This window comes from Arthrobacter alkaliphilus, assembly GCF_021483235.1.
GTDB classification, from domain to species: domain Bacteria; phylum Actinomycetota; class Actinomycetes; order Actinomycetales; family Micrococcaceae; genus Arthrobacter; species Arthrobacter alkaliphilus.
Map to the genome: position 1 here is coordinate 18,186 of NZ_JAKEEC010000016.1, position 22,305 is coordinate 40,490.

The 22,305-nt window shown below is 64.8% G+C and carries 21 protein-coding genes; 8 read left to right on the forward strand and 13 right to left on the reverse strand.

The window, feature by feature from the left end; all coding sequences use genetic code 11:
* Window positions 1-9: 9 nt before the first annotated feature.
* The 7 genes from L0B83_RS12190 to L0B83_RS12220 form a co-directional block, all read right to left on the reverse strand.
* Window positions 10-987 (reverse strand): cyclase family protein, encoded by a 978-nt coding sequence (locus tag L0B83_RS12190; protein WP_234758722.1) that lies wholly within the window; start codon window positions 985-987, stop codon window positions 10-12.
* A gap of 5 nt (window positions 988-992) precedes the next feature.
* Window positions 993-1,580 (reverse strand): HD domain-containing protein, encoded by a 588-nt coding sequence (locus L0B83_RS12195; RefSeq protein ID WP_234758723.1) that lies wholly within the window; start codon window positions 1,578-1,580, stop codon window positions 993-995.
* On the reverse strand, window positions 1,577-2,350 hold the full coding sequence (locus tag L0B83_RS12200) for an NAD(P)-dependent oxidoreductase (protein WP_234758724.1): 774 nt from the start codon (window positions 2,348-2,350) through the stop codon (window positions 1,577-1,579). Before L0B83_RS12200 ends, L0B83_RS12195 begins: the two co-directional genes overlap by 4 nt.
* Window positions 2,335-2,967 (reverse strand): RraA family protein, encoded by a 633-nt coding sequence (locus tag L0B83_RS12205; protein WP_234758725.1) that lies wholly within the window; start codon window positions 2,965-2,967, stop codon window positions 2,335-2,337. The genes L0B83_RS12200 and L0B83_RS12205 overlap by 16 nt, the downstream gene beginning before the upstream one ends.
* A 33-nt stretch (window positions 2,968-3,000) precedes the next feature.
* Window positions 3,001-3,756: an amino acid ABC transporter ATP-binding protein gene (locus tag L0B83_RS12210; protein ID WP_234758726.1), complete on the reverse strand. Its 756-nt coding sequence runs from the start codon at window positions 3,754-3,756 to the stop codon at window positions 3,001-3,003.
* Window positions 3,753-4,721, reverse strand: coding sequence for an amino acid ABC transporter permease (locus L0B83_RS12215; protein ID WP_234758727.1), 969 nt, complete (start codon window positions 4,719-4,721; stop codon window positions 3,753-3,755). Before L0B83_RS12215 ends, L0B83_RS12210 begins: the two co-directional genes overlap by 4 nt.
* An 86-nt stretch (window positions 4,722-4,807) precedes the next feature.
* Window positions 4,808-5,647 carry a transporter substrate-binding domain-containing protein gene (locus tag L0B83_RS12220; RefSeq protein WP_234758728.1) on the reverse strand — a complete coding sequence of 280 codons (840 nt, stop codon included), beginning with the start codon at window positions 5,645-5,647 and terminating at the stop codon, window positions 4,808-4,810.
* 254 nt (window positions 5,648-5,901) lie between these two features.
* Here L0B83_RS12220 and L0B83_RS12225 point away from each other — a divergent pair, with 254 nt between their 5' ends.
* A complete protein-coding gene (locus tag L0B83_RS12225) occupies window positions 5,902-7,467 on the forward strand; it encodes an NCS1 family nucleobase:cation symporter-1 (protein ID WP_234758729.1) in 1,566 nt (521 codons plus the stop codon).
* 10 nt (window positions 7,468-7,477) lie between these two features.
* On the opposite strand, the gene L0B83_RS12230 is transcribed toward L0B83_RS12225, so the two are convergent.
* Window positions 7,478-8,233, reverse strand: a complete 756-nt coding sequence (locus L0B83_RS12230; protein ID WP_234758730.1) for an IclR family transcriptional regulator — start codon at window positions 8,231-8,233, stop codon at window positions 7,478-7,480.
* A 222-nt stretch (window positions 8,234-8,455) separates the two neighbouring features.
* Between L0B83_RS12230 and L0B83_RS12235 the strand changes: the two genes are divergently transcribed.
* Genes L0B83_RS12235 through L0B83_RS12260 form a run of 6 tightly spaced genes read left to right on the forward strand, consistent with a single transcriptional unit; the run spans window position 8,456 to window position 14,821 of the window.
* On the forward strand, window positions 8,456-9,856 hold the full coding sequence (locus tag L0B83_RS12235) for an NAD-dependent malic enzyme (protein WP_234758731.1): 1,401 nt from the start codon (window positions 8,456-8,458) through the stop codon (window positions 9,854-9,856).
* Window positions 9,857-9,879: 23 nt separating this feature from the next.
* Window positions 9,880-11,490, forward strand: a complete 1,611-nt coding sequence (gene aceB, locus L0B83_RS12240) for a malate synthase A (protein ID WP_234758732.1) — start codon at window positions 9,880-9,882, stop codon at window positions 11,488-11,490.
* A 29-nt stretch (window positions 11,491-11,519) separates the two neighbouring features.
* Window positions 11,520-12,773, forward strand: coding sequence for a DUF6986 family protein (locus L0B83_RS12245; protein WP_372461191.1), 1,254 nt, complete (start codon window positions 11,520-11,522; stop codon window positions 12,771-12,773).
* 10 nt (window positions 12,774-12,783) lie between these two features.
* The gene (locus L0B83_RS12250) at window positions 12,784-13,596 is read left to right on the forward strand and encodes a bifunctional allantoicase/(S)-ureidoglycine aminohydrolase (RefSeq protein WP_234758734.1); all 813 of its coding nucleotides are present in this window, start codon (window positions 12,784-12,786) and stop codon (window positions 13,594-13,596) included.
* 15 nt (window positions 13,597-13,611) lie between these two features.
* Entirely contained in the window at window positions 13,612-14,607 is a 996-nt protein-coding gene (locus L0B83_RS12255; protein WP_234758735.1) for a serine hydrolase domain-containing protein, read from the forward strand.
* The gene (locus L0B83_RS12260; RefSeq protein WP_234758736.1) at window positions 14,555-14,821 is read left to right on the forward strand and encodes a hypothetical protein; all 267 of its coding nucleotides are present in this window, start codon (window positions 14,555-14,557) and stop codon (window positions 14,819-14,821) included. Before L0B83_RS12255 ends, L0B83_RS12260 begins: the two co-directional genes overlap by 53 nt.
* A gap of 8 nt (window positions 14,822-14,829) precedes the next feature.
* Here the strand turns inward: L0B83_RS12260 and L0B83_RS12265 are convergent, their stop codons facing one another.
* Both L0B83_RS12265 and L0B83_RS12270 read right to left on the reverse strand, forming a co-directional pair.
* Window positions 14,830-15,075 carry a hypothetical protein gene (locus tag L0B83_RS12265; protein WP_234758737.1) on the reverse strand — a complete coding sequence of 82 codons (246 nt, stop codon included), beginning with the start codon at window positions 15,073-15,075 and terminating at the stop codon, window positions 14,830-14,832.
* Window positions 15,076-15,148: 73 nt separating this feature from the next.
* Entirely contained in the window at window positions 15,149-15,781 is a 633-nt protein-coding gene (locus tag L0B83_RS12270; protein WP_234758738.1) for an SGNH/GDSL hydrolase family protein, read from the reverse strand.
* 437 nt (window positions 15,782-16,218) lie between these two features.
* Here L0B83_RS12270 and L0B83_RS12275 point away from each other — a divergent pair, with 437 nt between their 5' ends.
* Window positions 16,219-18,828, forward strand: coding sequence for a bifunctional lysylphosphatidylglycerol flippase/synthetase MprF (locus L0B83_RS12275; RefSeq protein WP_234758739.1), 2,610 nt, complete (start codon window positions 16,219-16,221; stop codon window positions 18,826-18,828).
* On the opposite strand, the gene L0B83_RS12280 is transcribed toward L0B83_RS12275, so the two are convergent.
* The 3 genes from L0B83_RS12280 to L0B83_RS12290 all read right to left on the reverse strand — a co-directional run bounded on the left by L0B83_RS12280 (window position 18,808) and on the right by L0B83_RS12290 (window position 22,297).
* Entirely contained in the window at window positions 18,808-20,640 is a 1,833-nt protein-coding gene (locus L0B83_RS12280) for a glycoside hydrolase family 15 protein (RefSeq protein ID WP_234758793.1), read from the reverse strand. The two genes, L0B83_RS12275 and L0B83_RS12280, sit on opposite strands and share 21 nt — an antisense overlap.
* Before the next feature lie 41 nt (window positions 20,641-20,681).
* Window positions 20,682-21,266, reverse strand: coding sequence for an adenylate kinase (locus L0B83_RS12285; protein ID WP_234758740.1), 585 nt, complete (start codon window positions 21,264-21,266; stop codon window positions 20,682-20,684).
* A 98-nt stretch (window positions 21,267-21,364) separates the two neighbouring features.
* Entirely contained in the window at window positions 21,365-22,297 is a 933-nt protein-coding gene (locus L0B83_RS12290) for a threonine/serine dehydratase (protein ID WP_234758741.1), read from the reverse strand.
* Between the last annotated feature and the right edge of the window lie 8 nt (window positions 22,298-22,305).

Below are 22,305 nucleotides of genomic sequence, written 5' to 3' on the forward strand. Positions count from 1 at the left end.
GGCGCCGGCTCAGGCGATGGCTGTGGCATTTGCGGGCGAGCCGACCGCGCCGGGAAGGTTCAAGGGCTTCACGGTAAGGAAGACGGAGTAACTGCCCGTACGTGCACATTCCGCGGCGAGTCCGGCAAGGTGCCACAGCTCGCCAAGCGGGCAGCCGAGCTTGGCGATCAGCTCCTGGTGCATCATTCCGTCGTCCGCGCCGGCGGACGCGAGGAAAGGACTCTCCGGGCTGGCCGGGAGGGACTCGACGGCGAACGTGTCCGTACCGAGCAGGGCGATCCGGCTGTCCCAGAGCCAAGCGAGGAAATCGCTTGACTGCGCGACGCCGGTAGTCTGTCGCTTGGCTTTGACGGCGGCCCGATCGGCCGGTTCCAGGCCCAGGAACCACTCGGCCCAGCCGGTGTGCAGCAGGAGCATGTCGCCGGACTCGATCGATGAACGCTGGGCCGCAAAGATGGAGATAATCTCCGCGAGTCCGATCGACTCGCCTGCGTGATGGTCGATCGAGGACCCGTTCAACCTGCGGTACCGTTCGACGTCGACAAGGACTGCCCTGCCCACGATCGGCTTCTCCGCCCAGCGCTGCACCCCGAGTTCGGGAGTGCCTTGGTTGATGCTCGCATCCGGTACGCCGTTGTAGAACCCGTACCCGTGCGCCCTCCGATGCCGAAGCCCGTCGATATGGCTGCTTGCCTGGGGCCAGTAGCCGTTCCATACATCGTCGAAACTGTCGGCGTGTGCGCTTGTAATCGTCTGGGCGGGCGGCTTGCGGTTGCGTGACATCGAGGGCTCAAAGGCGTTGGCCTGGTAGTCCAGGTTGAACACCGTGCCGCTGCGGATCGCCTCACGCCCCTTCAAAACCTGTTCAGGGCCGGCAAAATTCGCCATGCCGCGCTCCGGGTCGGTGGCGAACAGCCCCCAACTTGAACCCGGGGGCGCGTCTGTGCGCTGGAGCAGTTGGTCGTAGCTCGGGTATTGCTTGTTCATGGCTTTCAGGTCCGTTGGAAGAAAGGTGTGGTGCCAGGAGCCAGCCGGAAGGCGTGGTCGCAGGCAAAAAGGTCGGCATAGTGCAGGATCCAGGCTTCGGCGTCCCCGGTCTTGACGGGGCTCGTCGTGGTATGGGTGCCGACAAGGGTGACCACGCTGTCCGGCAGCCCTGCCTCCTTCAACAGCATCGCACCAAGGACACCGTGGGGCAGGCCTGCCCTGGCAGGATCGGACACCACGGCACCATTGATCCGGGTGTAAAGGAGGGCCTTGTCAATGTCGTGCAGGAGCAGCGAGGCCAGCAGCACGTCCCGGTCGAAGTTGGCTCCCCAACGGGCGCGGGCGTAGTCCGCAAGGAGGATCCCGGCGTCGGCCACTTCATTGGTGTGGTCCAGCAGGCTGTAGTCCGGAGCCTGAAGGGAGTAGGGCATCTCCTCGAGGGAGTCGTGCGTGCTGGCGAGCCACGCGCTGACCCATGCCGTGACCGCCAGCTCCCGCAGTGGTGCGCCGAGCCCTGCCAACCTTGGCATTGCCCGGAGCACCCCGCGCCTCTGTTCGATATCGCCCGCCTGGAGGGTGTAAAGGGAGCTCATGCGCTCTTCAAGGCCGAGCCGGCCAAGGCCAGCAGGGAGTCCCGGGTCGCGGCGCTCATCTGTGAGGGGGCCCCGAGGGCCTCGCAGTAGTCCGCAACCGCCGCCATCTCGTCGGCCCTGCGGGCAGCATGTTTGACCGAGCCGGAAATGAAGCGATCAATCGTCGCCTGTCCGTCGCCGGAAAGCTCGGCCGCGATCTGGCCTCGGACCCAGTCCTCGTATCCGGCCCGGCGTCCAGCCTCGACGGCCTCGCACACCACAGCGGCCAGGCCTTTCATGACGATGCTCCGCAAGAGCTTGTGTGCCATTGCATCCCCGTTGGCGCCATGGACTACCTCAACGGGAGCGCCGATCGGGCGCAGCAGCTCTGCGATCCGCTCCGCGCCTGGGCCGGCCGCCATGAGGGGGGTCGACTCGCCAAGCGAGATGACAGGCCCGAGAATTGCGATGTCGGCGGCCTGGACGCCCGCGGGAAGCTCCTGCTCAAGGGCGCGTTTCGCCGAAGGGGCTGCGGAGGTGAAGTCCGCATACAGCGTCCCCGGAGCGAGATACGGCGCAGCGTCGCGGGCCACCGGGAGCGATGCCCGCGCAGTCGTCATGACAAGCACTGCGTCGGCCGTTCCCACGGCTTCGGCCATGGTCGAAGCGCGAGGCAGGCCGGGAGTGGGTGTGGGTGCGACGTCATAGCCGAGGACGTCTTGTCCACTGCGCTGGAGGGCGCGGGCGTAGATCTGTCCGGCTTCGCCGAGTCCGATTACTGTGCAACGCATGCGCTCGACTCCTCCTTCTCGTCCGCGCCGGCCTCGGAGAGGATCTTCCGCATCCTCTCGTCCTCGTCCCGGCGGACGGCCTCGGCCGCGAGGAGCACTTCCTCGGCGCGTGCGCGCGGCACGACGACGGCGCCGTCGTCGTCCCCCACCACGATGTCGCCCGGGAGGACCGCGACCCCGCCGACTGCAACCGGGCAGCCAAGGACACCAGGACCATGCTTGTACGGACCGGCCGGTGAGGTGGACCGCGCGAAGACCGGCATGCCTACGCTTTCGAGCCCGGCGGCGTCGCGAACCGCTCCGTCGATGACGAATCCCGCGATGCCTGCGTTCCGGGCACGGGCACCGATGAGATCACCCATCAGGGCCCGGGATCCGTCGCCCTGGCCGTTGACGACGACGACGTCGCCCGGGGCCGCTTCTTCGAGGGCGCGGTGTATGTAGGCGTTGTCCCCCGCGCGGGTCCAGACGGTGAAGGCCGGGCCGGCTACCCGGCCTCCTGGCCAGACCGGCTTGATGGCGGAGTCGAGGACGCCGAGGCGTTCCATGGCATCGCCGATGTTGGGCGTGGGGAGGGCACCCAAACGGTGGGAGATCTCCTCGGTAGTCAGTGTCATGATCGGTCTTTCCAATAGGGCTGGTGGTGTTGGTCAGGCAAGTCGGAGGAAGGCGCGGGCGCGTTCGGTGCCGGGGTTGTCGAAGAACGAATCGGGCGTGGTGTCCTCGACGATGCGCCCATCGGCCATGAAGACGACACGGTCGGCCACTTGCCGGGCGAAGGCCATCTCGTGGGTGACCACGATCATCGTCATCCCTTCCTGGGCGAGGGAACGCATGGTGTCCAGCACCTCGCCGACCAGTTCGGGGTCCAAAGCGGACGTGGGTTCGTCGAAGAGCATCAGTCCGGGACCCATCATGAGCGCGCGGGCGATCGCCACCCGCTGCTGTTGGCCGCCGGAGAGCTGGGACGGGAAGGCCTTGGCGCGGTCCGACAGCCCGACTTTGGCCAGGAGCTGGTGTGCTTTCCCTTCGAGCTCCGCCTTGCCCCCGAGCCTGTGTGCCCGGGGCCCGAGTACGAGGTTGTCCCGGACGTCCAGGTGCGGGAACAGGTTGAATTGCTGGAAGACCATTCCGATCCGCTCGCGCTGGCCGGCGGCCTCCTTGTCACTGAGGTCGTGCAGCTTCCCGCCCTGGACCTTGCGTCCAATAAGTGTTCCGCCCACGGAGACGTGCCCTTGGTCAGGCATGACGAGCCCGTTGATGCAACGCAGGAGGGTGCTCTTGCCGGATCCGGACGGTCCGAGGAGGCAGACGACTTCGCCCTGCCGCACCCGCATGTCGATGCCTTTGAGGATGTGGTTGTCCCCGAAGCTCTTGTGTACGTTGACGATGTCCACGCTGCTCATAGCGATGCCTCCTTCATATCCACCGCTCCTGCCGGCTTCTGCTTGCGCTTCTGCTGCAGGAGCCCGCGGGCAGTGCGGCGCTCGATGATGTTCTGCCCCAAGGTTGCGGCGCTCGTCACGAGCAGGTACCAGATGGCCGCGACGACCAGGAGTTCGATGGTCCTCAGGTTGTAGCCGGCGATGTTCTCGGCCTTGCTCAGGATGTCGCCGCCGGCGATCACGGAGACCAGGGAGGTTTCCTTGAGCAAGGTGATGAACTGGTTTCCGGCCGGCGGGATCATCACGCGAAGTGCCTGCGGCAGGATCACCTTCCGCTGCGCCTGCCACCAGGTCAGGCCAAGAGCGGAGGAGGCGAGCCGTTGGCCCTCGTCCACCGAGAGCAGGCCTGCGCGGATGATCTCCGCGAGGTAGGCACCGTTGGCGATGGACAGGGCGACAATCGAGGCCGCGAACGGAGACAGCACGTCGTTCGTCGGGGCCGAGATGAGGCTCCAGCCGGTGCCCGGGATCCCCACGCCAAGACGGGGCGCGAACAAGGCAAGGTTTCCCCAGAAGAGAATCTGGATCAGCGCAGGCACACTGCGGAAAACCCAGACGTAGAGGCTGCCGAGTGTTCCAAGGACCGGGTTCTTGCTGAGCCGGAAGAATCCGAAGACGAGCCCGATAGCCGTGGCCCCGAGCATCGAGAGCAGGGCAAGGACGACTGTTTGGCCGAGTCCTTCGAGGATCAGCCCGTCGAAGAGGTACTGTCCGACGACGTCCCATTCCAACTGCGGGTTCTGCGCGAGGGACTTCACGGCTCCGACCGCAAGCGCGGCAAGGATCGCGACGGCGACCCAACGGCCATAGTGGCGCTTGACGGCCACGACGTCGGGCACTGCGGCGGGCGGGGCATCGACGTCGACGGACGTGCGCATCCTGGCACCGGTCGCCGGATCGTCCGGTTGGTTGATTGAGGTTTGCATGAGGGCCTGCTTCATCACATCGGGATCTCGTCGTTAATCTCCGCCTTGTCGACGGCCATGGTCGACAGATCCCACTTGTCCAGGATCTACTTGTATTCGCCGGTGGCGATCATGGCGTTGAAGGAGGCCTGGAACGCTTTGGTCAACTGGCCGTACTCCTTCGGCAACGCCACACCGGTTGCCCGCGAAGCCAGCCTGCCGACCAGGGTCGACGCCAGGCTCTTGTCGGCCTTGACAGCCACCTGGATCTGGGGAGTCGAGTTCAGGAACGAGTCGATACGGCCCGCCTTGATCGCGTCCGCTCCCGCGTTGAAGCTCGGGAAGTAGAGGTACTGCAGTTCCGGCTTGCCGGCGTCCTTGCACTCCTTGTTGATGGAGTCCGCGATGTTCTTGTTGACCGTGGAGCCGGTGGTCAGGCCAAACCGCGTGCCGCAGGCATCGGTGTCCGAGGCGTAGTTCTTCCCGGCCGGGACGAGGAGGCTCGAGGATGCGTTGTAGAAGGCCAGCAGGTTCACCACACCGTTGTTCTCGGGAGTCTTGCTGATCTGTGCGCCCGCTATCTCCACGCGCTTGGACTGCAGCGCAGGAATCAGCCCCGCATAGGGAGTCTGGGACCACTTGATCGAGAGGCCAAGCTTGGCCGCGGCTGCGTTGAGCAAGTCGATGATCACACCGTCAGGCTTGTTGCCCGGAGCGTAGAAGTTCATTGGCTGCGTGTCGAAAGATGCGCCTCCCGCCAACGCACCCTTCGCACGGATGTCGTCGGGGACCATCTTGGTCAGGTTCGCGTCGGCGCCGCCGCTGCTCGTCGCACTCGACGTAGCACCACTGGTTCCGGCGGCGCTGCTGTTTCCACAGGCTCCCATGAAAAGGACCATGGACGCGACGGCGCCGATCGTGACGGTGTTGCGGATCAATCTCTTCATTGACATCTTTCCTCGATTGGAAGCCACCTTTGGCTTTGTGCTCTCTCAGTTCGGTCTATCACTCTATGATAGTAACTATCACTAAATAAAGTGTGATGCAGCACACGGCGCGATGTCAAGCGAAGGCGAGCCGTTGAGCGCCCAAGGCGTAAAGAAGAGTTAGCGGACCGGAAACGGCATTGAAACATTCGTTCCATTGAATTGGATTAATGAAACGACTGACCCTGTCGTGGAAACCCTGATTCGAGGAACCGATGGCCGAAGCACGACTCGCCCCAGAAACCGGCACTCTGCCCGTCAGCCCGATCGATGAAGCATCGCCCCGGCCGCACCGCGATCCGCAGCTCAGCAATGCAGACCTGGCGCCCTTGGAAAACCAGCGCTGGAGCAGCTACAACCTGTTCGCATTTTGGATGTCCGACGTGCACAGCATCGGTGGTTATGTGACGGCCGGCAGCTTGTTCGCCCTCGGCCTGGCAAGCTGGCAAGTACTGGTCGCCCTGCTGGCCGGAATCGTGATCGTGCAGGTCTTCTGCAACCTGGTGGCGAAGCCCAGCCAGAAAACCGGAGTCCCGTATCCGGTGATCAACCGGGCGGTGTTCGGCGTCAAAGGCGCCAACATTCCGGCGATCATCCGTGGTTTGATCGCGGTCGCCTGGTACGGCGTCCAGACTTTCCTTGCTTCCGAAGCCCTGGTGATCGTGTTCTTGAAGTTCTTCCCGGGCATGAAACCGCTGTATGACGTCCACCAATACGGCTTTCTCGGACTGTCGGCATTGGGCTGGATTTGCTACGGAATCCTCTGGGTGGCGCAGGCCGCGTTGTTCTGGAACGGCATGGAAAGCATCCGCAAGTTCATCGACTTCGCCGGACCGGCCGTCTACGTGGTCATGCTTGTCCTGGCGATTTACCTGGTATCCAAGGCAGGCATCGGAAACATCAGCCTCAACTTGTCCGCCGGCGAACCCCTCGACTTCGCGGCCTCGATCCCGGTAATGATTTCCGCGATAGCCCTGGTGGTGTCCTACTTCTCCGGCCCCATGCTCAACTTCGGCGACTTCGCGCGCTACGGCAAGAGCTTCAAGGCGGTCAAGAAGGGCAATCTCCTGGGCTTGCCCGTGAACTTCCTGTTCTTTTCACTCCTGACCGTCATCACCGCGTCGGCCACCATTCCCGTCTTCGGGCACTTGATCACGGATCCGGTCAAGACCGTTCAGGAAATCGACTCCGTGTTCGCAGTGCTGCTGGGCGGCTTGACGTTTGTCATCGCCACGGTCGGCATCAATATCGTGGCCAACTTCATCTCGCCCGCCTTTGATTTCTCCAACGTGAGCCCCCAGAAAGTCAGCTGGCGCATGGGCGGCATGATCGCCGCCGTCGGATCCGTCATCCTGACCCCATGGAACTGGTACTCGAACGACAACGCGATCCACTACACGCTCGGCGTCCTCGGAGCGTTGATCGGTCCGCTCTTCGGCATCCTCATCGCCGGCTACTACCTCGTGGGCAAGCAGAGGGTGTGGGTTGAAGACATGTACACCATGAAGCCAAGCGGCAAGTACTGGTTCCGCAACGGCTACAACCCCAACGCGGTCAAAGCCGTAGCCATCAGCGGCGTCGCCTCCATTGCCTCGGTCCTGATCCCCAAGGCACTCCTCGACTCGGGAGCCACCACCCTCGACGCGACGTGGATCGGAAACTACAGCTGGTTCCTCGGCTGCGCCCTCGGCCTGGTGACGTTCTGGTACTTCGAAAAGCGCACCCCGATGATCAACCTTGAGCCGAACGGCGTCGAAGCGAACAACGGGACACTCGTTTAGGGCGCGAGTGCTAGCCCTTGTTGAGCTCAGCTGAGATGGCGAGGGCCGCTTCGCGCAGGAGCGGCACGGCGCGGTCGGCAAAGTGCTCATCCACGCGGGACACCGGCCCTGACACGGAAATCGCGGTGGGAGTGGGCGCGTTCGGGACGGCCATGGCGAAGCAGCGGACGCCGATCTCCTGCTCTTCCTCGTCGATCGAGTACCCACGTTCGCGGATGCGTTTGAGGTCCAGCAGCAGTGATTCGATATCCCCGATGCTCTTGGCCGTGGGTGTCGGCATGCCGGTCCGGGCCACGATGCCGCGGACCACCTCGTCATCCAGCTGGGCGAGGATGGCCTTCCCGACGCCGGTGTCGTGCGTATGGGCGCGGCGGCCCACCTCGGTGAACATGCGCATGGAGTGCAGAGACGGAACCTGGGCAACGTAGATGACCATGTCCGAATCCAGCACGGCCATGTTGGAGGTTTCGCCGAGCCGGTCCACGAGGGACTTCAATTGGGGACGTGCCAGCGCACCCAATTGCTTGTTGGCGCCTTCGCCGAGCCGGATGAGGCGGGGGCCCAGGGCGTAACGACGGTTGGGCAATTGCCGGATGTAGCCGAGGGACACCAAAGTGCGCAGCAGGCGGTGGATCGTGGGGAGCGGCAGGTCTGTCGACGACGACAGTTCGCTCAACGTTACGTCTCCGCCGGCATCCGTAATGAGTTCCAGCAGTTCGAAGACGCGCTCGACGGACTGCACGCCTCCCGAGGTCTTTTCGGCCATTCCGTTGTCTCCTATGGCTCGGAATCCGACAACTCTTATCCGCATCGTGAAAAGAATTGCTTAGAACACTCAAGATACAGCACGCGGCGCCGGATTGCTCGCTCGGAACTGCGCCGTCAAGTAAGGGCTTGTGTTTCCACTTCGTAGATAATAATATCCATAATACGAAAACATTCGGACTGAGCGGAGGCCTGCTGCAGGCCTGTACGAGGAGGAAATTCAATGGCGAACCCGAGCCCCGGAAATTCGATCACCCTGCGCGTCGCCGCGCCGTCGAGCTTCACTGCCACGAGCGAGCTGGCCGCAGCCGTCGCCGCCGCCGGCGCGGCCGTGACCGCGCTGGATGTGACCGAGTCGCACCACGACACCCTGGTTGTCGACGTCACCTGCAACACCACGGACGAACAACACGCCAACCGCGTCAAGGACGCCCTCAACGCGCTCGATGGCGTCACGGTCCAGCACGTCTCGGACCGCACCTTCCTGATGCACCTCGGCGGCAAGCTCGAGGTGGTCCCCAAAGTAGCCCTGCGCAACCGCGACGACCTGTCGCGCGCCTACACTCCCGGCGTCGCGCGCGTCTGCCTCGCCATCGCGGAGGACCCCGCCGCGGCCCGCAACCTCACGGTCAAGCGGAACACGATCGCCGTCGTCACCGACGGTTCCGCCGTCCTTGGCCTGGGCAACATAGGTCCCGCAGCCGCCCTGCCGGTGATGGAAGGCAAAGCGGCGCTCTTCAAGCAGTTTGCCAACGTCGATGCCTGGCCGGTCTGCCTGGACACCCAGGACACCGAGGAGATCATCAAGATCGTCAAGGCCCTGGCACCGGTCTACGGTGGAGTGAACCTCGAGGACATCGCCGCTCCGCGCTGCTTCGAAATCGAGAACCGCCTCCGTGAAGAGCTCGACATCCCCGTCTTCCACGACGACCAGCACGGCACCGCGATCGTCACCCTCGCTGCCCTCGTCAACGCCCTCCGCGTCGTCGACAAGAAGCTCAGCGAGGTCAGGATCGTGGTCTCCGGCGTCGGCGCAGCCGGCTCGGCGATCATCCAGCTCCTCAAGGCCCAGGGCGCGCAGCACATCGTCGCGGCCGGCCGTTCCGGCGCCATCCACTCAGGCGAAAAGTACGACGACGAACACCGCACCTGGATTGCCGCGAACACCAACGAGGAAGGCTTCTCCGGAACCCTGCACGAAGCCCTCAAGGGCGCCGACGTGTTCATCGGCGTCAGTGCACCCCACGTCATCGGCGAAGAGCAGGTAGCCTCCATGGCCGAGGACGCGATCGTCTTCGCCATGGCCAACCCGACGCCGGAAATCGACCCCGTGATTGCGTCCAAGCACGCAGCTGTGGTTGCCACCGGCCGGAGCGACTTCCCCAACCAGATCAACAACGTGCTGGCCTTCCCGGGCTTCTTCCGCGGTCTGCTCGACGCCGGAGCCTCGGACATCATCCCTGAAATGCTCGTGGCCGCAGCAGAGGCTATCGCCAACCGGGTCGCGGATGATGAACTGAATGCGAGCTACATCATCCCCAGCGTCTTCGACCCCCACGTTGCAGCCGACGTCGCCAGTGCCGTAGCAAACGCAGCATCCGCTGCCGCCGCCAAGGCCAACTAGCGCCACCAAGGAAAGGACCACCCATGGCTCTCACAGTCACAGACCCCCGGCCGATCGAACGCGCCGAGGAGATCCTGACTCCCAAGGCGCTGGCCTTCGTGGAGGAACTGCACCGCCGTTTCGCCGGCACCCGCACCGAGCTCCTGGCGGCCCGTGTCGCCAAGCGCGAAGAGGTGGCCCGCACCGGCCGCCTCGACTTCCTTCCGGAAACCCAGGACATCCGCGACGGCGACTGGAAGGTCGCCGAGGCACCCGCAGCCCTGCAGGACCGCCGCGTGGAGATGACCGGCCCGGCTTCTCCCGCCAAGATGGCCATCAACGCCCTGAACTCCGGCGCCAAGGTATGGCTCGCGGACCTCGAAGACGCCAGCACCCCGACATGGGCGAACGTCATCGACGCCATCCTCAACCTCCGCGACGCAGCCCAAGGCACCTTGAGCTACACCTCCCCCGAGGGCAAGGAGTACCGGCTCCGCACGGACGCCCCGCTCGCCGTAGTGGTGGCCCGTCCCCGCGGCTGGCACATGGACGAGCGGCACTTGCTGCTCGACGGCGAGCCCACGGTGGGCGCGCTGGTGGACTTCGGCCTGCACTTCTTCCACGTGGCCAAGCAGCTCCTGCTCAACGGCCACGGTCCGTACTACTACCTGCCGAAGATGGAAAGCCACCTTGAGGCCCGCCTGTGGAACGACATCTTCGTCTTCGCCCAGGACTACCTCGGCATCCCGCAGGGCAGCGTCCGCGCCACCATGCTGATCGAAACCATCCCGGCCGCCTTCGAAATGGAGGAGATCCTCTACGAACTGCGCGACCACGCCTCCGGCCTCAATGCCGGCCGCTGGGACTACCTCTTCAGCATCGTGAAGTACTTCCGCGACGCCGGCGAATCCTTCATCCTGCCGGACCGCGCGTCCGTGGCCATGACGGCCCCGTTCATGCGCGCCTACACCGAATTGCTGGTCAAGACCTGCCACAAGCGCGGGGCCTTCGCGATGGGCGGCATGGCGGCCGTCATCCCGAACCGGCGCGAACCCGAAGTCACCGCCCAGGCGTTCGAAAAGGTCCGCGCGGACAAGACCCGCGAGGCCAACGACGGTTTCGATGGTTCCTGGGTGGCCCACCCGGACCTCGTCGCCACCTGCCGCGAAGTGTTCGACTCCGTGCTCGGCGATCCGGCAAACGGCGGCAAGCCGAACCAGCTCGACAAGCAGCGCCCGGAGGTCTCGGTGACCGCCGATCAGCTGCTCGACATCTCCTCCGCCGGCGGCGACGTGACGGAGGCCGGGCTGCGCCTGAACCTCTATGTCGCCGTCGCATACACGGCCGTGTGGCTCTCCGGCAGCGGCGCGGTGGCCATTCATAACCTTATGGAAGATGCCGCGACGGCGGAAATCTCCCGTTCGCAGGTCTGGCAGCAGATCCGCAACAAGTCCGTCCTCGCTGACACCGGCAACACCGTGACCCGCGAACTGGTCACGCAGATCCTCGCCGAAGAGACCGAGCGCCTGCGCAGCGAGGTTGACGAGGAGTCCTTCGAGAAGTTTTACGAGCCGGCCAGCCGCCTGATCGCGGACATCTGTCTCTCCGAGGACTACACGGACTTTCTCACCACTCCCGCCTACGAGCTGGTGTAGGAATGGCCGCATCCTCCTTCACCCCTTCCATGACTCCGGCAGATCTTGCCGCGATCGACTCCCAGCTGGCCGCCACTGACGAGCTGCTGGAGCGCAACTACCCCGGCGACGACGGCACCCGCCAGCCTGTGCACACCGTGTACGTGCCCGCGGACCGTTTCACGCCGTCGCTGCCGGCTGAATGGGGCGCCCAGGCAATTGCGACGGCGGAGGCCCACGGAGGCCTCGAAAGGCTCGGTTCGTTGCTGGGCCAGGAGCCGGAACTCGCCTCCGCCGTCGCCGCCCGCGTCGCTGCCAAGCTGCGCAACGAACCAATCGAGGACTTGCGCCTCGACTTCGAGGACGGCTACGGCGACCGCGGCGACGAAGCAGAAGACGTCGCGGCGGTTGCGGCTGCCCAGGCTGTCAGCGAGGCCGTTGCCGCGGGTTCGGCTCCGCCGTTCATCGGCATCCGGTTCAAGTGCTTCGAGGCTCCCACCCGGGCACGCGGCCTGAAGACCCTGGACCTGTTCGTCTCCACCTTGGCGTCCGCCGGCGAGTTGCCCGAGGGCCTTGTCCTGACCCTGCCGAAGGTCACCACGGTGGCCCAGGTGCAAGCGATGGACTTCGCGGTCTCCAGGCTTGAAGAGATCCACTCCCTCCCGGCGGGCCGGCTCCGCTTCGAGGTCCAGGTGGAGACGCCGCAGCTCATCCTCGGCCCCGAGGGCACGTCCCCGGTTGCCCGGCTTCCGCACGCCGTCCCGGGCCGCATCAGCGGACTCCACTACGGCACCTACGACTACTCCGCGTCGCTGCAGATCTCGGCCGAGTACCAGTCCATGGAGCATCCCGTGGCGGATTTCGCCAAGGAAGTCATGCAGTTGGCAGTTGCCGGCACGGGAATCCGGCTCTCCGATGGCTCCACCAACATCATCCCGGTAGGCGACAACGTGGAAAACGCGTGGAAGCTGCATGGCCGCTTGGTCCGCCGCTCACTTGAACGCGGCTTCTACCAAGGATGGGATCTGCACGCTGCACAATTGCCCAGCCGTTTCGCTGCAACGTATGCCTTCTACCGCGAGGGCCTGCCGGCCGCCGCGGCACGCCTCCGCAACTATGTGGAACGCACCGAAGGCGGCGTCATGGACGAGCCCGCCACCGCCCGCGCACTCGCCGCCTTCGTCCTCCGCGGCGTCCAGTGCGGAGCGGTAGGGGCCGAGGAAGTGCTGGCGCTTGCCGGCGTCGACCTCTCCCGGCTGACTGTACTGGCCCATCCGCGGCTCGCACACACCACCTCGAAGTAAGGATCCAATGATGGGCAAGTACTACTATCCCCAGGGCGGCTTGCCGCCCCAGACCCACCTCACCACCGAGCGCGCAATCGTCACGGAGGCTTACACGGTCATCCCCAAGGGCGTGCTGACCGATATCGTGACCAGCAACTTGCCTGGTTTCTCGAATACGCGTTCCTGGATCATTGCCCGCCCGATCTCCGGATTCGCCACCACGTTCTCCCAGCTGATCGTTGAGATCGGACCCGGGGGCGGCGCTCCCAAGGCCGAGTTCGAGGCCGGTGTCGAGGGCGTCGTCTTCGTCACCAAGGGCAAGGTCAACCTGACGCTCGACGGCGAACTGCACCAACTCGAGGAGGGCGGCTACGCCTACCTGGCCGCCGGTTCCAACTGGGGCCTTGAGAACGTCTCCGATGAAATCGTTTCCTTCCACTGGATCCGCAAGGCCTACGAGCGCCTTGAGGGCTACGAAGCCAAGTCCTTCGTGACGAGCGACGAGGAGGTCGAGGCCGGCGAAATGCCGGACGTCAACGGCGTCTGGGCAACCACGCGCTTCGCGGACCCCAACGACCTGGCCCACGACATGCACGTGAACATCGTGACCTTCCAGCCCGGCGGGGTCATCCCGTTCCCGGAAACCCACGTCATGGAACACGGCCTGTACGTGCTGGAGGGCAAGGGCATGTACCTGCTCAACAATGACTGGGTCGAAGTGGAAGCGGGCGACTTCATGTGGCTGCGCGCCTTCTGCCCGCAGGCCTGCTACGCCGGTGGCCCGGGCCCGTTCCGCTACCTGCTGTACAAGGACGTCAACCGCCAGGTCAAGCTGACCTAGCTTCAGGAGGCAGCCATGGAGGCGGCCCGGGCCTCCCGGGCTTCCCGCAAATACAGGGCGGGAAGCCCGGTGGCCATCGCCTTGGCTTTGATCCTTGCCGCCGGTGCTTGCACCTACCCTCCGACGGCTGAATCCGCGGCGAGCAGTTCGACGCCGGATTCGCCAGGAGCGGTGCCGGAATCCTCCGTTGCGGACTTCTTCGCGCACGAAATGCTCAACCGGGGCGCGCCGGCCGTCGTCGTCCAGATCAAAGTCAGGGGCCGCGAATGGTCCCGGGCCTACGGCAGCAGGGACGTCGAGACCGGCGAACCGGTGGCCGTGACCGACCGGATCCAAGCAGGCGGCATCACCCAGTCCATGGTGGCGGTCTCGGTGCTCCAACTGGTCCAGGAAGGAAAGCTGGGCCTCGAGGACCCGGTCACTAAGTACTTCCCGGAATTCGAGCAACTTGTCCACCCGCCTGGCCCCGTTACGGTCCGCTCCCTGTTGAACCACAGCTCCGGCCTGCCCGACGCGCCGGCTGCCATCTTGAAGGCCATGACGCCCAAGCAGGCAATTGACACGAAGTTCAGTATCGAGGAGTACCTCCGGATGGCCGGGTCAGCCCCGTGGGCGCGGCTGAATTCCTCGCCCTTCCGTTACTCGGATGCCAACTACTTTGCCTTGGCCGCGATAGTGCAGAAACTTCGCGGCCGGCCAATCGGCGATGTCCTCAAGTCGGAGATCTTCGTGCCGCTGGGAATGAGCCACACCGTGCTGCCAACCGAACCGGGCAACGATACGAACGACATGATCCAGAGCTACCAATTCATCGACGGCGAGCGCATCAACGCCTCACAGCCTGGGTATCTGCTCGGTTCGCCCGCAGAAGGAGTCATCTCCACGGTGGGCGATATCAACTCCCTTCTATGCCGCGCTCATGCAGGGCCGGCTACTCACGGCGAGCGCACTGCGGGACATGGAGACCCTGTGGCGCGGGAACCACGGACTCGGGCTGCAGCGTTGGAATGACGAATGCACGAACGGGTTCTACTACGGCTCCGGCGGCAGCACCTGGTTTGCGAGCATCACGCTGTCCACGAGCGACGGGAGCCGCCAGATAGCCATGAGCTTCGCCTATCCGTCAGACACGGACAAGCACATTGAATCGACGGACGGCAGCGGCCAGCCGGAGTTCGAGCAGCTCCGGCAGGTGGCCATCGCGGCGCTGAACGGACTCTGCTGATTCGCAGCTCAGGCCGGAGACTTCTCCCCCTCGGGTTCCTGATCCGCGGGCGTCCAGGTGAGCTTGACCGTGGCTCCGTCGGTCTTTTCCTCGATCCTCAAGCTCAGTTCCTCGCCGTAGAGGAACTCGTGTTCAAAGTGCCGTCCGTCAATACGAGCCGCGTCCAGGAGTTTTGTCATCGCCGTTGCCATCGCCCGGCCCCAGTCATGCGGATTCTTGCTGGACGCTTCTTCAAGGGCTGAATAGCTGACCATGGATCAATTGTTCTCCGGTGCGCGACGTTCTGCCAGACCCGGTACAGCCCTGACACCGGGGGTAAGCCGGCAGTCAGTCGGCGTTGTCCGGGGCCAGCCGGAGTCCTGCCGCGGCCATGTCCGCCCCCAGCACAGCACCGAGCTTGGCATGCCCGGCCGCGTTGAGGTGCACACCGTCCACGAGGTCTCCCTCTACGCGATATTTGGTGATCCAGTCCCCGACGCTAAAGAAGGTTGCTCCTGCTTTTGCCGCGACCGTACCCAGCAGGGTGTCTACCTCCGTGCGCCTGCCCCCGCCGGCGTTGGCGCCCTTGGCGAGGGTTCCGATGATCGCAATCTTCGCCAGGGGATACCTCTTCCTGAGGGCTGAGATGAGCCTGTTGGCATTGCTCGAGATCTGCTCATCGCTCGCCTGGCGGGCAGCATCGTTGCCGCCACCTTGCAGCACGATCAGCGGCGGTGCCCCGTATGGGAGTACCCAGTCTCCGCGCTGCAGCGCGTCGATGTAATTGCCGGCCTCGCTCGTGGCGGCCACGAAGCCGGTGCCTCCCCGGCCCACGGTGTACACCTTGTAGCCGATGGAGCCAAGGGCGGCCCGCGGCCAAGATCCGTCGGGCTGGGACTGGGAGTCCCCGATGAGGACAGCGGTGTGCCGGACATCCGCCAGGATGATTTCGTTCCGGTTGTCGCCGGGGTTCTTGTACAAGGACCCCACTGGAAGCTTTGACGGATCTTGCCCGGAATCAGGTTTCTTGGGACTCTGGCCCGCGGCTGCTGGACTGCCTGAGGGTGCAACCGGTGCCGCTGTCTGCCGGCCGCTAGATGAGTCGCCCGGTTCAGCAGGCGCTTGTGAACAGCCTGCCAAAAGTACTCCGGCGGCGATCACGGATGCAGCGGAGCGAAATATGCGAGATGTGTGCATCGACCTGTCCCAGGCTTGCTTTCTGTTTGTTTTCGGGTTGTAGGAGCAAATTTGCATCGCTCAGGGACCGGCGGCGGAACCAGCCGACAGCCTGCCTACGTGGGAGTCTATTGGATGGGACAGGGAAGGTCACTGCGCGGTGGTGGTTATCCTCGTCGGCTGGGCGGTGTGGAAGAATTCATTTCGCACCCCCATCAACCCAACGCGCAGATAGGAACCCCGTGCACGCACCGGCGGCCGAGCCGGAAACCCGCTCCGTCCCCGACGCCCGTCCGCGGCGATCATGGATGGAAGGACTCCGCTCTGCGCCGCTCACGTTGGGTTTTGTCATCGTCTTCTGGGGATTGGGAGCTCTGACCTCCAGCCTCGCCACCGGTCCGGACGCACAGTTGCGGCTCAACTTCGCTCTTACCCCTCGCTCGGTGCCGGATCATTGGTGGGCCGCAGTGACTTCCGCCTTCTGGGCCAGGGACCTCACGGGCTATGTCCTGGAAACCGCTTTGGTGCTTGTGTTGGGCCTGCCGCTGGAACGGCGCATGGGCCGGCGGGCGTATGCAATCGCTGCGGTCTCGAGCCAGGTCCTGGGCGTTGGCATTGCCTTGGGGTTCCTTGCCTTGGCCCAAGGGTTGCTCGGGAGCTGGATAGCGGAGATAGGCGGCCATCTCTTCGTGGGCCCGAGTGCGTTCATCCTCGGTACCGCCATGGCGGGCACTGCGTCCATGGCAACCCTGTGGAGGCGCCGGATCCGGCTGGTCGTCTTCGCCTTGCTACTCCTCCTTGCCCTCTACAGCGGTGGATTTGCGGACCTGGTCAGGCTCGGCGCCGCAGCTGCGGGAATGGTCCTGGGGCCGCTGCTCGCGGGCCGCCGGCCACGGTTTGCGCGCCCGGTCAGTTCCCGCCACGAAGGCCGGGTGCTCCTTTCGCTGCTCATTGCCGCGTCGGCGATCGGTCCGGTAGTCGCCGGCCTTATCCCGCATGCTGTGGGGCCGTTGTCCATCCTGCGTTTCCTGTTCACCAACATCCAGCCCGTCGATCCCCAAACACTCCAGAACCTCTGCTCGGATCCGGCGCAGGCGAAGGACTGCGCCGTCGCGCAGTTGCAGTCCCGTGCCGGCGCCGGCGGGATCTTCATGGCGATCCTTCCGTCATTTCTCTTGCTGCTGTTTGCCGAGGGCCTCCGCCGCGGCCGGCGCTTTGCCTGGGTGGGAACCCTCGTGATCCAGGTGGGGCTTTCCGTTCTCGCCGGAATCGCCCTCGCCGGAGTATTGCAGCAAACGACGTCGGACACCGGCGCGAGCGAAGGGATCGTCGCAATCGAAGGATCGGCTTCCTCGCAGCCATTCACCTTCGCCCTTCCGCTGCTGCTGCCTGTTGTGTTGACGATTATTTTGCTCGCGACGCGGCGGCTGTTTCATGTCCGGGCGCCGAGGGGGACCTACCGGAGGCTCGCGGTCCGGGTCCTCGCGATGGCTGCCGTGCTCAGTGCCGTCTATGTCGGCGCCGGCTTGCTCCTCGCCCAGGAGTTCTCCCCTGTTCCGGGACTGCCGGAACTACTTGCGGATGTTCCGGACCGTTTCCTTCCGCTGGGCTTCGTCCTGGACGTTCCCCCGGCGATCTTCCCCCAAGGTACGGCCGCCGTTCTTGTGTACGAAGGCGTCGGTGTCGTCTTCTGGGCGATAGCGGGTGTCCTGATCCTCAGGACCTTCATCCACCAACCCCATACCCGGCACGACGCCAATATGGAGCGTGCCCGGAATGTCATCAAGACGTGGGGCGGAAGCTCACTTTCCTGGATGACGACGTGGCGCGGAAACATGTACTGGTTCTCCGCTTCCGGGCAGTCCTTTGTTGCCTACCGGGTGAGCACGGGGGTTGCGCTGACGCTCGGCGGACCAGTGGGGCCCGCATCCGAGACGACCGCCGCGTTCGAAGAATTTGCCGGATACTGCAGGGGCAACGGGTGGACGCCGTGTTTCTACTCCGTGCACCAGGAGTTGCGCGACCATGCTGATTCCGCCGGCTGGAGCTCCGTGCAGGTAGCCCAGGAGACGGTCCTGCCATTGCATTCTGTCTCCTTCAAGGGAAAGAAGTTCCAGGACATCCGCACGGCCCTGAACCAAGCATCGAAGGCGGGCATCCGCTACGAATGGACGAGCTTCGCCTCGGCTCCCTTCTCGGTCCAGGTCCAGATCGAGGAAATCTCCGAAGAATGGGTAGCTGACAGGGACATGCCCGAAATGGGCTTCACCCTGGGCAGCCTGGACGAACTCGACGATCCGGAGGTGCGCTGCCTGCTTGCCATCGACAAGCGGCACACGGTCCACGCAGTTACCTCCTGGCTGCCCATCTACCGCAAGGGCCACATCGTCGGTTGGACCCTCGATTTCATGCGTCGCCGTAACGGCGGCTTCCGGGCCAGCATCGAGTTCCTTATCGCTTCCGCGGCCCTCAGCCTCAAGGATGAAGGATGCGAATTCGTGAGCCTCTCCGGAGCACCCCTGGCACGGGCCGAAGAGGACCCTTCCGATGCGCCGCGCCGGAAGGCGCGGTCCCGTCCCCCCGGCAATCTCGAGCGCCTGCTCGACTGGTTGGGCGCCACTTTGGAACCGGTGTACGGGTTCCGTTCCCTCTTGGCATTCAAAGCAAAGTTCCAGCCGCGGTACGAGCCGCTCTACATGATCTACCCGGACGCCGCGTCGCTTCCTGCGGTCGGGGCCGCGGTGGCCCGGGCCTACCTGCCAAGGCTCAACTTCGGAGCGGGCCTGGCCCTGGCAGGCCGGATCTTCCGCTGGACCAAGCGCTCCGGACGGTCAGGGCGAGACCGCTCCTGAGGCCGACGACGGCTCCGGCGCCTCAGCCGGCGAGCCCGGCTGCGGGGCCCCGCCAATCGGGACATTGCTACGGTGCGCTTTGCCGTGGTGGAGTTGCAAGGCGCTGAGCACCAAACCGAAATGGCTGAAGGCCTGGGGCGTATTGCCAAGTTGCCGGCCCGCGTGAGCGTCCCATTCTTCGCTCAGCAGGCCCACATCATTGCGCAGGGCCAGCAGCCTTTCGAAGAGGGCCGTCGCCTCCGCGCGGCGGCCCGCGCCCAAGAGGGCGTCCACCATCCAGAAGGAACACGCAAGGAAGACGCCCTCCTCGCCGGGCAGTCCGTCGTCGCTGTCCTGCGGGCGGTAGCGCAGAACAAAGCCGTCTTCGGTCAGCTCGCGCTGGATGGCGTCAATGGTGCCGATGACACGCGGATCATCGTGCGGCAGGAAACCCACTTTGGGGATAAGGAGAAGGCTCGCGTCCAACTCTTTGCTTCCGTAGGACTGGACGAACGTGTTGCGCTCCGTATCGAATCCATGGGTCATGACTTGGTCATGGATGGTGTCCCGCAAGGCCTCCCAGCGATCCAGCGGACCAGGCATCCCGGAATCACGGATCCCCCGCACCATGCGGTCCGCCGCGACCCAGGCCATCACCTTTGAGTGGACGAAGTGGCGGCGCGGGCCGCGTACCTCCCAGAGCCCGTTGTCCGGTTTGTCCCACGTGCTTTCAAGGTGGCGCATGAGGGCGGTCTGGATGGCCCAGGACTCATCGCCGACGCTCATCAGCGATGCCCTGGTCAGGGAAAGGCAGTCCAGGACTTCCCCCCAGACGTCCAGCTGGAGCTGTTCCGCTGCCGCATTCCCGATGCGCACCGGCGTCGATCCTTGGTATCCGGAAAGCCACGTCAGCTCCGTCTCGGGCAACCGCCGGCGACCGTGCAGGCTGTACATGATCTGAAGGTCGGCCGGGTCGCCTGCTACCGCGCGGAGCAGCCAGTCCCGCCATGCGCTGGCCTCCTCGGTGTAGCCCGCGGCCAGGAAGGCTTGAAGGGTCAACGTGGCATCACGGAGCCAGCAGTAGCGGTAGTCCCAATTCCGCGGGCCGCCGATCTGTTCGGGCAGTGAGGTGGTGGCGGCGGCGACGATGCCCCCGGTTGGCGCATAGGTGAGGGCCTTCAGCGTGATCAAGGAACGCTGAACGGCTTTCCGGTAAGGCCCCCGGACGTTGCAACGCTTGGACCAGTCCGTCCAGAACGCGGAGGTGTCTTCGAGGGCGATATCAGCCTCGACGGTGCGCGGGCGCCGTTCGTGGCTGGGCGCCCACGTCAGGACGAAGGGCACGTGGTCGCCGGCGTGCACCGTGAACTCACTGACTGTGGTGAAGTCCTTGCCTACCAGTGGTGCCGGGGTCTTGAGGTAGACGGAGTCCGGGCCGGCCACCGCGCGGATGCCGTGCCGGTCACGGCGCACCCAAGGCACCACGTGACCGTAATCGAACCTCAGGATCAGCTCCCCTCGCATTTTGACCGTCCCGCGGATCCCTTCAACCACCCTCACGATGTCCGCGACCTCGTCGCGCGGCGGCATGAAGTCGATGACCCGGACGTGCCCTTCCGCGGTTTGCCACTCCGTCTCCAGGATGAGGGTCCCGTCCCGGTATTTGCGGCGCGTGCAGGTTCCACCGGTTTCAGGCGCCAAGAGCCAGCGTCCTGCTCGGGGGGAATCCAGGAGCGCGGCGAAGCACGCAGGAGAGTCGAAACGCGGAAGGCACAGCCAGTCTATGGAGCCCGCTGTGCTGACCAGGGCTGCGGTGTGCAGGTCCCCGATCATCGCATAGTCTTCGATTCTTTGGCCGGTAGCTGGTTGACCGTTCACAGTCCCTTTCCTAGTGCTGATTCAATGGCGGCTATGGCCTTGGCGGTAATCTCTTCCCGCCGGCCCGAGCCATCCACGGCGAGCACGATTCCGCGCTCGGCGTACCGCTCGACCACCGCGCGTGTCTCGTTGCGGTACAGCTCCAAACGACGCCGGATCACTGGTGCCGTGTCATCGCTCCGGCCCTGGTCCTGCGCCCTGCGCAGCATCCGCGCGACCAGCTCGTCGTCGTCGACCGCCAATTCGACCACGGCATCCAGCTGCTGCCCCGCGCCGGCCAGGATGCCGTCCAGTGCCTCGATCTGCGCCGTTGTGCGGGGATATCCGTCCAGCAGGAATCCCGGACGGACGTCGGAGTTGCCAAGCCGCAGCCGGACCATGGCATTGGTGAGGTGATCCGGCACAAACTCGCCGTGGTCCATGTACTTGCTGGCTTCGGCTCCGAGTTCGGTGTTGCCGCCGACGTGCGCGCGGAAGATGTCTCCCGTGGAAATCGCAGGTATGCCGAAATGACCGGCGATATGCCCGGCCTGCGTACCTTTGCCCGAGCCAGGAGGGCCCATGATGATCAATCGCGTCATGATACTGGTCCGTTCGTGAAGCGGTTTTACGTGCCCCGGCAGTCTCGCTCGAGCTTAGCAACTGTGATGCGCTCGCGGCAGGGCTACGGCAGGCAGCCTCAGGCCGTTGCGGGATCGGTGTTGGCCCCGCACAAAATAACGACCACCCGCTCCCCTTCTGCCGGAACATACGCTCCCGAGTTCAACGCCGCGAAAGCTGCGGCTGCGCCGTGTTCCACGATAATCCGGTACTGCTCCCAGAGCAGCGATCGTGCCGCGGCGATCTCGTCGTCGGACACCAGGACGGTCCGGACGCCTGTCCTCACCGCTATTTCGAACCCGATCCTGCCGATCTGCCGGGCGCCCAGGGAATCTGCGGCGATCCCGGAGACTGCTACGTCTACGGGTCCCCCGGCAGCAAGGGCCGAATGGAGAGTGGGAGCATTGTCCGGTTCGACGCCGACAACCCTGGCGTGGCCTTCGACGGCGGCCGCGATGCCCGCCATGAGCCCGCCGCCTCCGACCGCCACCACAACGGTGTCCACTTCCCCCAGCTGTTCCAGGAGCTCCGAACCGACAGTGCCCGCGCCGGCGGCGATTTCCGCTTGGTCGTAGGCATGGCAGTAAACCGCGCCGGTCTCCGCGGCATAGTCCACGGCGGCCTCAAACGCTTCGGCGTATTCGCTGCCACGCTGCACCACCGAGGCTCCGCTGGCCTTGAGCTTCGCGACTTTCACTGCAGGTGCGGTTTCGGGGACAAAAACGGTTGCGGGCACGCCGAGTTGCGCCGCGGCAAAGGCATTCGCAAGCCCTGCGTTGCCTCCCGATGCGACGACGATTCCAACATCGTCTTTCAGCTCGCCGCGCTCCCGGGCGGCAAGCACGCGGTTGAAGGCACCCCTCGCCTTGAAGGTTCCCGTGTGCTGCATGTATTCGCATTTGAACCACAATCGCCCGGGCACGGTCCCGGCATCCGCCTCGAAAACGGGTGTGCGGCGGATCCGCCCCGCAATCCGGGCGGCAGCTTCATCGACGTCGACGCGTGTGATCATGGCAAGTC